The 13169-nt window shown below is 70.3% G+C and carries 9 protein-coding genes; all 9 read left to right on the top strand.

Annotated elements, in window-relative coordinates; all coding sequences use genetic code 11:
* Window positions 1-96: 96 nt before the first annotated feature.
* A complete protein-coding gene (locus I55_RS33275; RefSeq protein ID WP_148293850.1) occupies window positions 97-1800 on the top strand; it encodes an HAD-IIIA family hydrolase in 1704 nt (567 codons plus the stop codon).
* 202 nt (window positions 1801-2002) lie between these two features.
* A complete protein-coding gene (locus I55_RS19755) occupies window positions 2003-3961 on the top strand; it encodes a M61 family metallopeptidase (RefSeq protein ID WP_049974304.1) in 1959 nt (652 codons plus the stop codon).
* A gap of 363 nt (window positions 3962-4324) precedes the next feature.
* The gene (locus I55_RS19750) at window positions 4325-4879 is read left to right on the top strand and encodes a helix-turn-helix domain-containing protein (RefSeq protein WP_252181218.1); all 555 of its coding nucleotides are present in this window, start codon (window positions 4325-4327) and stop codon (window positions 4877-4879) included.
* A gap of 169 nt (window positions 4880-5048) precedes the next feature.
* A complete protein-coding gene (locus I55_RS19745; protein ID WP_044562288.1) occupies window positions 5049-8687 on the top strand; it encodes a hydantoinase B/oxoprolinase family protein in 3639 nt (1212 codons plus the stop codon).
* Entirely contained in the window at window positions 8687-9355 is a 669-nt protein-coding gene (locus tag I55_RS19740) for a DUF969 domain-containing protein (protein ID WP_044562287.1), read from the top strand. Before I55_RS19745 ends, I55_RS19740 begins: the two co-directional genes overlap by 1 nt.
* Complete coding sequence (locus I55_RS19735) at window positions 9352-10308, top strand: DUF979 domain-containing protein (protein WP_044562286.1); 957 nt, start codon at window positions 9352-9354, stop codon at window positions 10306-10308. Before I55_RS19740 ends, I55_RS19735 begins: the two co-directional genes overlap by 4 nt.
* The gene (locus I55_RS19730; RefSeq protein WP_044562285.1) at window positions 10305-11333 is read left to right on the top strand and encodes a DUF2891 domain-containing protein; all 1029 of its coding nucleotides are present in this window, start codon (window positions 10305-10307) and stop codon (window positions 11331-11333) included. The genes I55_RS19735 and I55_RS19730 overlap by 4 nt, the downstream gene beginning before the upstream one ends.
* Window positions 11334-11363: 30 nt before the next feature.
* Window positions 11364-12257, top strand: coding sequence for a homocysteine S-methyltransferase family protein (locus I55_RS19725; RefSeq protein WP_044562284.1), 894 nt, complete (start codon window positions 11364-11366; stop codon window positions 12255-12257).
* The gene (locus I55_RS19720; RefSeq protein ID WP_199902654.1) at window positions 12254-13165 is read left to right on the top strand and encodes a DMT family transporter; all 912 of its coding nucleotides are present in this window, start codon (window positions 12254-12256) and stop codon (window positions 13163-13165) included. The genes I55_RS19725 and I55_RS19720 overlap by 4 nt, the downstream gene beginning before the upstream one ends.
* Window positions 13166-13169 lie beyond the last annotated feature (4 nt).

Genomic DNA, 13169 nt, shown 5'->3' with positions numbered 1-13169 from the left:
ATGCGGATGGCCTGCCCCTGACGGATATCGCCGGGACGCCCCTGCTGGGCCGGCAACTGGACATGATCGCCCGGTTCCGCCCTGCGTGAGGTGCTGGTGCTGACCGGTGCCGATGCCGAGGCGCTGGCCGCGTATTGCGGCGATGGCGCCCGCTGGGGCCTGCGCGTGCGCGTCGCGCGGACGGCGGACGTACCGCCGGACCAGGCGGTCGCGGTCATCTCCGGGGACCTGGTTCTGGATGTGGACCTGGACCGCCTGCTGGACCACCACCGCCGCCACGGTGCCGCCGCTACCCTGCTGGTCCAACCGGTCGAGCGGCCGGCCGAGGTCGATCTGGTACGGGTGGATAGTGGCGGACGGGTGCGGGGCCGGCTGCCGGCACCCAGGCCCGCCGGTCAGGACGCCCACAACCTCGCCTGGCGGGGCCCCCTTGTACTGGAACCGGGTGTGCTGGAGTCCGGTTCGCTGGGAACGGAGGCTTGGGGCTGGCCCCTGGTCGACCGCCTGCTGGCGGCGGGCCGGCCGGTCCAAGCCTATCAGAGTCCGGAATATGTCCGCGCCATCGCCACGCCCGGGGATTTGGCCCGCGCCCAGGCGGATGTGGCCAGCGGCCATGCCGCGCGGCTCAGCCTGCGCCATCCGCTGCCGGCCGTCTTCCTGGACCGGGACGGCGTGCTGAACGTGGAGCGCAGCCACATCAGGACGCCGGACGCGCTGGAGGTGATTCCCGGCGCGGTCCAGGCCCTGGCGCGGCTGAACCGGGCCGGTTACCGCACCCCGGTCGTCACCAACCAGGCGGCCGTGGCCCGGGGTCTGGTCACGCTGGAGACGCTGGACGCCATCCATGCCCGGCTGGAGACACGGCTGGGGGCCGGGCACGCCTATGTCGACCGCCTGTACTTCTGCCCCCACCATCCCGATCCCACCCTGGCCGGCGGAGTGCCGGCGCTGCTGGTCGAATGCGATTGCCGCAAGCCCGGGCCGGGCATGGCCCGGGCCGCCGCCCGGGATCTGAATATCGACCTGCCCCGGTCCTGGATGATTGGCGACAGTTCCACCGACATGGGGCTGGCCCGGGCCGCCGGCATGGGCGGAATCCTGGTGCGCGACGGCCACGGTGGCCGTGACGGCAAGTGCCCGGCCCAGCCCCATGTGGTGGTGGACGACATGGCGGACGGTGTCCGTTTCATCCTGGATGTCTGGCCCCGGCTGGCGGCCCATCTCGATTCCCTGGCCGCCGGCATCCAGGCCGGCGAGACGGTCCTGATCGGCGGCCTGGCGCGGTCGGGCAAAAGCCTGCTGGCGCAGTGCCTGTCCCTGCGCCTGGGCCAGCGGGGCCGGCGCGCCGTGGTGATCGGCCTGGACAGCTGGGCCAAGTCGCGCGACCGGCGGCAGCCGGGCGTGCTGGGCCGTTATGATCTCGCGGCTGCGAGGGCGGCCCTGGATGCGCTGCTGGTCCGGGGCACGCCGGTCACCCCGCCGCGCTATGATCCCGTCACCCAGACCAGCCATCCGGGCGTGGGGGCGGTGGCGCTGGGCCCGGACGACATCCTGATCGTCGAGGGCGTGCCGGCGCTGACCCAGGCGGAGTGGCGGGACCGGGCCGCCCACCGCCTGTATGTCGGCACGGAGGAAGGGGGGCGCCAGGCCCGTTTCACCGCCGAATACCGGCGGCGGGGCTGGTCGGATGCCGCGGTCCGCGAGACGTTCGAGCAGCGGGTGCGGGATGAGACGCCCATCGTCCTGGCCAGCAAGGACCACGCGGACCGGGTGGTCAGCCTGGACGGCATCCTGGACTGACCGGACCCCAGGCGAAGGCCCGATGATCGCGCTGGCGGCGCCAAGAGCGGCACGATATCAAAAATTTCGCCGTTCAAATTATTAAAGAAACAATGCAAGATTTTTACACAATGAATTGAAGGGCTAAGCTAAAATTAGCCCCTATCGACATGTTTGCGTCAACACGCCCGCGCGGGGCGGGCCAACAATGGGGTTCAAGTCTGTGAAGTCTGCCGTCCTGTCCCTGGCCGCCGTGCTGGCGGCCGGTACCGCCCTGGTGGCCCCGCTGTCGGCGGGCGCCGATGAGGTTCCGCCGCAGCCCTATCCCGCCGCGGCCCCCATCCCCGAGCCGCAGGACGTGGCCTATCCCGGTACCCTGCGGCTGCAGGTCGACGCCACGGATACCGAGCGGCGGATTTTCTGGGTGAAGGAGACGGTGCCGGTGAAGGGCGCCGGGCCGCTGACCCTGCTGTATCCCAAGTGGCTGCCCGGCAACCACTCCCCCACCGGCGCCATCGACAAGCTGGCCGGCCTGATCATCCACGCCAAGGGCGGTGCCGCCGATGGCCAGCGGGTGGAATGGCAGCGCGACCCGGTGGAGGTCTACGGCTTTCATGTCGATGTGCCCAAGGGCGCCACGGCGCTGGAGCTGGAATTCCAGTTCGTCTCCCCCACGGCGGACAACCAGGGCCGCGTCGTCATGACGCCGGACATGGCGAACGTGCAGTGGAACGCCGTCGCCCTGTACCCCGCCGGCTATTTCACCCGGCGCATTCCGGTGGAGGCCAGCGTGAAGCTGCCCGATGGCTGGGGCTTCGGCACGGCCTTGGACGTGGCGAAGGAGGCGGGCAAGGACGGTGTCACCACCTTCAAGCCGGTGCCGTTCGAAACCCTGGTGGACAGCCCCATGTTCGCCGGCCGCTACTTCCGCCGGCTGGACCTGGATCCGGGCGGACGCTCGCCCATGCACCTGAACATCGTCGCCGACCGGCCGGAACTGCTGGAGGCCACGCCCGACCAGATCGCCTTCCACCGTGCCCTGGTGGTCCAGGCGGACAAGCTGTTCGGCGCCCGCCATTACGACCATTATGAGATGTTGCTGGCCCTCAGCGACAAGCTGGGCCACATCGGTCTGGAGCATCACCGTTCCAGCGAGAACGGCACCACGCCCAACTACTTCACCGACTGGAACAAGTCGGCGGGGCATGAGCTGCTGTCCCACGAATACACCCATTCCTGGAACGGCAAGTACCGCCGCCCGGCGGACCTGTGGACGCCCAACTTCAACGTGCCCATGCGTGACAGCGGCCTGTGGGTGTACGAGGGCCAGACGCAGTTCTGGGGCTGGGTGCTGGCCGCGCGGTCCGGCCTGACCACCAAGCAGCAGGCCCTGGACAATCTGGCCGGCGTGGCCGCCACCTTGGAAAACCGCGTCGGCCGCGCCTGGCGCGACCTGGAAGACACCACCAACGGCCCCATCGTCGCCATGCGCCGCCCAGCACCTTGGGTCAGCTGGCAGCGGGCCGAGGACTATTACATCGAGGGCCAGCTGGTGTGGCTGGATGCCGACAGCCTGATCCGCGAGCGGTCGGGCGGCAAGCGCTCGCTGGATGATTTCGCCAAGGCCTTCTTCGGCATCAACGACGGCAGCTACGTGCCGGCGACCTACACCTTTGACGATGTGGTCAAGACGCTGAACCAGGTGGAGCCCTACGACTGGGCCACCTTCCTGCGCACGCGCCTGGACACCCACCAGTCCGCCCCGCTGGATGGCCTGACCCGCGGCGGCTACAAGCTGGTCTATACCGATCAGCCCCTGTCCGAGGCCAGCCGCGCCAATGAGGCGCCGGGTTCCCTGAACCTGACCTATTCCCTGGGCCTGGCGTTGGACAAGGGCGGAGTGCTGACGACCGTGCAGTGGAACGGCCCGGCCTTCAAGGCGGGCCTGACCGTGGGCACCACGGTGGTGGCGGTCAACGAGGTCGCCTACGACGCTGAGCGTATGAAGGCGGCGGTGACGGCGGCCAAGGGCCAGGGCCCGGCGGTGGAGTTGATCGTGAAGAACGGCGACCGCTACCGCACCCTGCGTATCGACTATCACGACGGCCTGCGCTACCCGCACCTGGAGCGGGTGGAGGGCGCGCCGGCGCGGCTGGACGATCTGCTGGCCCCGCGTAGCTGATGGAACGGTGCCCCCCGGCCCCGCGCGGGCCGGGGGGCTCTGTAATAAAATGTCCCGAATGAAGGACTTATGCGCAATGCAGGTACCGGGTTCCGGTACTGGACAGGGAACAAAATTATCCTATGGTGGCAACGCTAAATTCTTGAGGGCCAAAAATTTTGGCTCAAAATTTTTGAGCGGTGGGCGGTCCGCCCAGGGTCACGGATGGGTAAAAAACAGGGCCGGGACCAGGTGATGGTTCCGGGATGGGGCCTAAGCGTATCAGGAGGGGTTGGGGGCGGCCAGGGGGGCCTGGGTCCGTCCATAGAGGAAGGTCGAGGTTTCCCTATGCAGATTTTGAGTACCCGGGCGAAGAAGCCGTCAATGCCCATTGGGGAGCAAATCCGCAAGCGTCGCAAGGACATGGGCCTGACGCTGCAGCAGCTGGCCGACCGCTCCGGCCTGTCGGCGCCATTCATCAGCCAGGCCGAGCGCAACCTCAGCGTTCCGTCGCTGGTGTCGCTGCTGGCCCTGGCGGAGGCGCTGGAGGTCGACATCTCCTTCTTCATGCAGGTGCCCAACACCGGCACCATCGTCCACCGCGCGGCCAAGCCCAACGTGATCGAGGTGGACAGCCCCGTCCAGTACATCGACCTCGCGTCCGACCTGGATGACCGGAAGCTGGACATCATTCTGATGAGAATCCCGCCGGGCCACGTCTTCCCGGTGGACACCCGCAATGGCGAGCACTTCCGCTACGTCCTGTCGGGGGAACTGTACGCCACCGCCGGCAACACCCGCACCACGCTGAAGGCTGGCGACAGCATGCACTTCGACGCCCGCATGAAGCACACGGTGGAAAACCGCACGGACCAGGAGGCGGTGCTGCTGTACGTGGGCACGCCCAGCGTGTTCAAGAAGGCGCAGCGGGCGAAGTGAGCCCCAGCGTGGAGCAGGGAATTCCGTTCCCGCCGCCGTTCACAGAACATTCGGAACGACGGGCGGGGTCTTTCGGTCATTTTCACTAACGATCCCACCTTGGTCCGGAACAGGTGCTAAGGGTAGGGTATGGCCCGTCAGGCAGCGGCGTTCTCAAGAAAGACGGGACATGGCGGCAGTGCATCCGGAAACCGATGGATCCGGCTGGGAGTTCTGGGTTGATCGCGGCGGCACCTTCACCGACGTGGTGGCCCGCCGGCCGGATGGGCGGCTGCTGACCGCCAAGCTGCTGTCGGAAAACCCGGAACAGTATGCCGATGCCGCCGTGGCCGGCATCCACGCCCTGCTGGCCGACCACGCCGGTTTCCCCGCGCGCATCGACGCCGTGAAGATCGGCACCACCGTCGCCACCAACGCGCTGCTGGAGCGCAAGGGCGAACCGCTGGTGCTGGCCATCACCCGGGGCCATGCCGACGCGTTGCGCATCGGCTATCAGGCGCGGCCCCGCCTGTTCGACCGCCACATCCGCCTGGCCGACGCCCTCTACACCCGGGTGGTGGAGGTGGCGGAACGCGTGGACGCGGATGGCGCCGTGCTGACGCCCCTGGATGAGGACGCGGCCCGCCACGACCTTCAAGCCGCCTTCGACGCCGGCTTCCGCGCGGTCGCCATCGTGCTGATGCACGGCTACCGCTTCGATGACCATGAGCGGCGGGTGGCCGCCATCGCGCGCGACATCGGCTACACCCAGGTGTCGGTCAGCCATGAGACCAGCCGCCTGATCAAGCTGGTGCGCCGGGGCGACACCACGGTGGTGGACGCCTATCTGTCGCCGGTGCTGCGCCGCTATGTCGACCAGGTGTCCGGGGCGCTGAGGGACAATGACGGGGATGCCCGCCTGTTGTTCATGCAGTCCAACGGCGGGCTGGTGGACGCGCGGGTGTTCCAGGGGCGCGACGCCGTGCTGTCCGGCCCGGCCGGCGGCATCGTCGGCATGGTCAGCACGGCGGTGGAGGCCGGGTTCGACCGGGTCATCGGCTTCGACATGGGTGGCACCTCCACCGACGTGTCGCACTACGCCGGCACCTACGAGCGCACGTATGAGACCATGGTGGCCGGCGTGCGCCTGTGCGCCCCCATGATGAACATCCACACCGTCGCGGCCGGCGGCGGCAGCGTCTGCTCCTTCGACGGGTCCCGCTTCCGCGTCGGCCCGGAATCGGCCGGCGCCGTGCCTGGCCCCGTCTGCTATCGCCGGGGCGGGCCCTTGGCGGTCACTGACTGCAACCTGATGCTGGGCAAGATCCAGCCGGCCTTCTTCCCCCATGTCTTCGGCCCCAACGGTGACCAGCCCCTGGACCTGGCCGCCGTCGAGGCGCGCTTCCAGACGCTGGCCGCCGAGGTCAAGGCCGCGACGGGGGAGGAGCGGTCGCCGCGCCAGCTGGCCGAGGGCTTCATCACCATCGCGGTGGAGAAGATGGCCAAGGCCATCAAGGAAATCTCCGTCCAGCGCGGCTATGACGTGGCGCGCTACACGCTGGCCTGCTTCGGCGGGGCGGGTGGCCAGCATGCCTGCCTGGTGGCCGACGCGCTGGGCATGAAACGGGTGATGATCCACCCCTTCGCCGGCGTGCTGTCGGCCTATGGCATGGGCCTGGCCGACCTGCGCGTCATCCGCGACGGCACCGTGGAACAGCCGCTGTCGCCCGGCCTGGACCTTGCCACCCCGGCCCAGGCCCTGGCGGCTGAAGCCAAGGCGGCGCTGGCGGCGCAGGAGGTGCTCCTGGCGGATGTGGGGGTCGAGCTGACCGCCCGCCTGAAATACGCCGGCACCGACACCAGCCTGACCGTGCCGTTCGGCGATGCCCGGGCGTTGGCGGACGCTTTCGCCGGGGCGCATCAGCGCCGTTTCGGCTTCACGGCACCGGGCAAGACCGTGGTGGTGGAGGCCCTGGCCGCTGAAGCCATCGGCCACCCTGGCCGGGGCCGTGGCGTCATCGCCGATGCGGCCCCCGGCGGCGACCTGGCGCCCCTGGCGCGGGTGGAAACCCATATGGCGGGCCGGGCCGCCGACACGCCCGTCTACGACCGCGCCCACCTGGCGCCGGGGCATGAGGTGGATGGCCCCGCCCTGATCCGCGAGGCCACCGCCACCACGGTGATCGAGCCCGGCTGGCGCGCCCGGGTGGACGGCCATGCCAACCTGATCCTGGAACGGGTGGTGGCCCTGACGCCCCGCACCGCCATTGGCACCACCGTGGACCCGGTGATGCTGGAGGTGTTCAACAACCTGTTCATGGCGGTGGCGGAGCAGATGGGCTACGCCCTGCAGAACACCGCCTATTCGGTCAACATCAAGGAACGGCTGGACTTCTCCTGCGCCCTGTTCGACCGCAAGGGCGGGCTGATCGCCAATGCGCCCCACATGCCGGTGCACCTGGGCTCCATGGGCGACAGCGTGCGCGCCATCGTCGAGGCGCGGTCCCAGGACGGCCGGGGCATGCGGCCCGGCGACGTCTACATGCTGAACGCGCCCTATAATGGTGGCACCCACCTGCCGGACGTCACCGTGGTCATGCCGGTGTTCGATGCCGACGGCAGCCTGCTGGTCTTCGTCGCCGCGCGTGGCCACCAGGGGGACATTGGTGGCATCACCCCCGGTTCCATGCCGCCCAACAGCCGCACCGTGGAAGACGAGGGCGTGCTGATCGACAACTTCCTGCTGGTGGAGGGCGGACGGTTCCTGGAGGAGGAGACGCGGGCCCTGCTGGCCGGCGGGCGTTACCCGGCGCGCAACCCCGACCAGAACATCGGCGACCTGCGCGCCCAGGTGGCCGCCTGCGCCAAGGGGGCGGAGGAGATGGCCGCCATGGTGGCGCAGTTCGGCCGCGACGTGGTCGAGGCCTACATGGCCCACATGCAGGACAACGCCGAGGAGGCGGTGCGCCGCGTCATCGACGTGCTGAAGGATGGCACCTTCCGGTATGAGATGGACAACGGCGCCGTCGTGCAGGTGGCCGTGACCGTGGACCGCGACGCCCGCCAGGCCCTGGTGGACTTCACCGGCACCAGCGCCCAGCTGGAAACCAACTTCAACGCGCCGCTGTCGGTCTGCCGCGCCGCCGTGCTCTACGTCTTCCGCACCCTGGTGGATGACGAGATTCCGATGAACGAGGGGTGCCTGAAGCCCATCGCGCTGAAGGTGCCGGCCGGTTGCCTGTTGAACCCCGCCTATCCGGCGGCGGTGGTGGCCGGGAATGTGGAGACCAGCCAGGTGGTGGTGGACGCGCTTTACGGCGCCCTGGGTGTCATGGCCGGCGCCCAGGGCACCATGAACAACTTCACCTTCGGCGACGACGCCCGCCAGTATTACGAGACCATCTGCGGCGGTTCCGGCGCGGGGGCGTACTTCGACGGCACCAGTGCCGTGCAGACGCACATGACCAACAGCCGCCTGACCGATCCCGAGGTGATGGAGGTGCGCTACCCCGTGTTGGTGGAGCGCTTCGGCATCCGCCGTGGCTCCGGCGGGGCCGGGCGCCACCGGGGCGGGGACGGGGTGGAACGGCTGATCCGCTTCCGCGCCCCCATGACCGCCGCCATCCTGTCCAACCGGCGCCGCGTGCCGCCCTTCGGCCTGCGGGGTGGCGATCCCGGCGCGCCCGGCGTGACGGAGGTGCACCGCGCCGACGGCACGGTCCAGGTGCTGGCCGCCACCGACACCGTGGCCATGAACCCGGGCGACGCCATCCTGGTGAAGACGCCCGGCGGCGGGGGATATGGCCCCCTGGGCGAGGGCGACGCCTGATGCTCAGCCTGGTCGGCATCGCCATCGTCGCCGCCGGCTTCGCCGTCCGTCTGAACCCGCTGCTGGTGGCGGTGGCGGCTGCCTATGGCACGGGCCTGGCCGCCGGCATGGGCGTGGTGGAGATCACGGCCGCCTTCGGCCGGCTGTTCAACGCCAACCGCTACATCTGCCTGGTCTACCTGTTCCTGCCGCTGATCGGCCTGCTGGAGCGGCTGGGCATCCAGGTGCAGGCCCAGCGCCTGATCGGTGGGCTGAAGGCCGCCACGGTGGGCCGCACCTACCTGGTGTTCTTCGTTCTCCGCCAGGTGCTGGCGGCCCTGGGGGCCAAGGATCTCAGCGGCCACGCCCAGATGGTGCGCCCCGTGCTGGCCCCCATGGGCGAGGCGGTGGCGGCGGAAAATCTGGGCCGCGCCCTGGCGCCGCCGGAACGCGCCCTGGTCCGCGCCCACGCGGCGGCGGCCGAGAACATCGCCCTGTTCTTCAGCGAGGACATTTTCGTCGCCATCGGTTCCGTCATCCTGATCAAGGGCTACCTGGCCGCCAACGGCATCGAGGTCAGCCCGCTGGATGTGTCCGTCTGGGCCATCCCCACCGCCATCGTGGCGGTGGTGGTGCATGGCGGCCGCCTGCTGCTGCTCGACCGTCGCCTGAAGGCGGGGACGCCATGATCGGTATCGGCGTCGCCTATGACCTGGCCGGCCTGATGTTCGCCGCCATCGCCTGGCGCGCGGCCCGTGACGTCGGCAACCCCCGGCGCCTGGGCGCCGGCCTGTTCTGGGCCCTGCTGGCGCTCAGCTTCCTGGCCGGCGATTATCTTGGCGACCTGGGCAACGGCGTCCTGCTGCTGGCCCTGGCGGCACTGGGCGGCTTCGGCCTGATGGGCCGGGGGACGGAGGCCTGCGCGCCCCTGGAGGCGCGGCAGGAACAGGCCCGTCGCTGGGGCTATTGGCTGTTCCCCCTGCTGTTCCTGCCGCCGTTGGTGGCGCTGCTGGGCACCATCTGGGGGCCGAACCTCACCTGGAACGGCCAGCCGCTGGTGGATCCCAGGCAGGGCACGCTGATCTGGCTGGCGCTGGGCATCGTCGCCGGGGTGGTGGCCACCGTGGTCCTCACCCGGCAGCGGCCGGGCATGCCGCTGCGCGACGCGCGGCGCCTGGTGGAACTGGTGGGCTGGGCCGCCATTCTGCCGCAGGTGCTGGCGGCGCTGGGCGGCATCTTCGCGCTGGCCAAGGTGGGCGACGCCGTGGCCTTGCTGGTGGGCCAGTACCTGACCCTGGACCACCGCTTCCCCCTGGTGTGCGCCTACACCGGGGGCATGGCGCTGCTGACCATCCTGATGGGCAACGCCTTCGCGGCCTTCCCGGTCATGACCTCGGGCATCGCCCTGCCGCTGCTGGTGGGCCGCTTCGGCGGCGACCCGGCCGTCATCTCCGCCATCGGCATGCTGTCGGGCTTCTGCGGCACGCTGATGACGCCCATGGCGGCCAATTTCAACATCGTGCCGGCCGCCCTGCTGGAGCTGCCGGACCGCAACGCCGTCATCCGGGCGCAGATTCCCACCGCCCTGCTGGTCCTGGCGGCCAACACCCTGCTGATCCAATTCCTGGGGTTTCCCAAATGACCGAAAGCGCTTTCCCGGGCCTTGGCGAGGCCCACGCCGTCCAGTTCGCCGAGATCGCGCTGGGCCACGTCACCCGCGAATACCCCAACGTCATCACCCATTTCCTGAATGGGCCGGAGGATGCGCGCACCCCGCGCGCCATGCATCCCATCTTCTTCGGCAGCCTGGACTGGCACTCCTGCGTCCACGGCCACTGGCTGCTGGCCCGCATCCTGCGGCTTTATCCTGACAGCCCGGTGGCCGACCGCATCCGGGCGTTGTTCGCCGACAGCTACACGGCCGACAAGGTCGCCGGGGAGCTGGCCTATTTCCAGCGGCCCAACACCGAAACCTTTGAACGGCCCTACGGCTGGGCCTGGTACCTGTTGCTGGTGGCGGAGCTGCGCCGCACCGGCATGGGGGCGGTGGGCACCGCCTGGGCCACGGCGCTGGCGCCCCTGACGGCGGAGATCGTGGCCAGGCTCAAGGCCTACCTGCCCAAGGCCACATACCCGGTGCGCACCGGCCTGCACATCAACACGGCCTTCGCCCTGACCTTGGCCATGGCCTATGCCCGCCGGCGGGGCGACGACGGCCTGGCCGGCCTGATCACCCACACCGCCCGCGCCTGGTATGGCGACGATGTCAACGCCCAGGTGTGGGAGCCGTCGGGCACCGACTTCCTGTCGCCGGTGCTGACCTCCGCCGCCTGCATGGCCGCCGTCCTGCCGCGTGAGGAGTTCCGCGCCTGGTTCGCCCGTCTGCTGCCGGGCGTGGCGTCGGGCTTGCCGGAAACCCTGTTCACCCCCGCCACCGTCAGCGACCGCAGCGATGGCACCATCGCCCACCTGGATGGTCTGAACCTCAGCCGCGCCTGGTGCTGGCGCGCCATCGCCGCCCAGCTGGACCCCGCCGAGCCTGCGGCCGCGCAGGCCCTGGCGGCGGCCGACGCGCACCTGGCCGACGCCCTGCCGCATCTGGAAAGCGACTATATGGGGGAGCATTGGCTGGCCAGCTTCGCCGTGCTGGCGCTGGATGGGGTGTGAGGACGACAGCTTGAACGAGGGAGGGGTTGGATGGGACGACGCACGATCCTGCTGGACGGTGGCATGGGCCGGGAATTGCAGCGCATGGGCGCGCCCTTCCGCCAGCCGGAATGGTCGGCCCTGGCGCTGATCGAGGCGCCCGACTACGTGCGCCGCGCGCACGACGCCTTCCTGGATGCGGGCGCCGACATCATCACCAGCAACAGCTACGCCCTGGTGCCCTTCCATATCGGGGAGGAAAGGTTCGCCGCGCAGGGCGGGGCCCTGGCCTCCCTTGCCGGGCGGCTGGCCCGGCAGGCGGCGGACGCCAAGGCCGGCGCCCGCGTCGCGGGGTCCCTGCCGCCCCTGTTCGGCTCCTACCGCGCCGACCTGTTCGATGCCGCCCGCGCGGCGGATCTGCTGGCCCCCCTGGTGCGGGGACTGGCGCCCCATGTCGACCTGTGGCTGGCGGAAACCCAAAGCGCGGTGGCGGAGGTGAGGGCCGTGCGCGCGGCCCTGGGCGCTGACGCCCGGCCGCTGTGGCTGTCCTTCACGCTGGAGGATGAGGCGGCCGACGCCGCCGTCCATCCCCGCCTACGCGGGGGCGAGGCGGTGGCCCAGGCCGCCGAGGCGGCGCTGGCCCTGGGGGCCGACGCCCTGCTGTTCAACTGCAGCCAGCCCGAGGTCATGGGGCCGGCCCTGGCCGCGGCCCAGGGGGCGGCCGCCGGCGCGCCGCTGCCTTTGGGCGTATACGCCAACGCCTTCCCGCCGCAGCCCAAGGACGCGGCGGCCAACGATGGCCTGGACGAGCTTCGGGCCGATCTGACGCCGGCCAGCTATCTGGATTGGGCACGACGCTGGGTGGACGCCGGCGCCGCCATCGTCGGCGGCTGCTGCGGCATCGGACCCGACCATATCCGGGCCCTGGCGGCCGCCCTGCCGTGAGGGGTGCCGCGTCCATTGTCCTCCGGGCTCGCCTGCTGGGATGGGCCGCCCCCTGGCTGTTCATCGTCATCTGGTCCACCGGCTTCCTGGTGGGGCGGGCGGTGCTGCCCTATGCCGACGTGCAGCTGTTCCTGGTGGCGCGCTTCGGCCTGACCGCCCTCCTCTTCACCGGCGCCACGCTGGCGGCCGGTGTCTCCTGGCCCCGGGGCCGTGGCGCGGGCATGCATCTTCTGGCGGGCGCCCTGATGCAGGGCGTCTACATCGGCTTTTCCTACTGGGCCATCGCCCAGGGGCTGGCCGCCGGTATCATGGCCCTGATGGGCGCCTTGCAACCCCTGTTCACCGCCCTCATCACCACGCTGGTGTTTCGCCAGCGGCTCAGCCCGCGCGCCTGGGCGGGCCTGGGCATCGGCTTCGCCGGCGTCGGCTGTGTGCTGGTGCCCAAGCTGGCCCTGCACGCCGCGGCGGTGCCTGGGTCGGGCGGCTTGCCGCCGCTGGGCGCGGTCCTGGCCCTGCTCAGCGTCCTGTCCATCACCGTCGGCACCCTGCTGCAGAAATCCTCCGTGGCCGGGGACGACCTGCGCCCGGCCGGCGCGCTGCAGAACCTGGGCGCCCTGTGCGTGGTCGGCCTGCTGTTCCTGACCGTCGGCACGCCGCATTGGGATCCGCACCCGGTGCTGTGGACGGCGCTGGGCTGGGCCGTCCTGGGCCCCTCCGTCATCGGCGTCTCCCTGCTGGTCTGGATGGTCCGCCATGGCGAGGCCACGCGTGCCACGGCCTTGCTGCTGCTGGTCCCGCCGCTGGCGGCGGTGGAGGCCTTCCTCCTGTTCCATGAGACGCTGACGCCCGTGCAGCTGACGGGCTTCGCTTTGGCCCTGGGGGGCGTCGGCCTGACGCGGCGGGGGTGAGGGA

Origin of the sequence: Azospirillum sp. B4 (assembly GCF_000333275.1) — a bacterium.
Classification (GTDB): Bacteria; Pseudomonadota; Alphaproteobacteria; order Azospirillales; family Azospirillaceae; genus Nitrospirillum.
The sequence above is the reverse complement of the archived record's forward strand: the minus strand, read 5'-3'. Positions and strand labels throughout refer to the sequence as shown.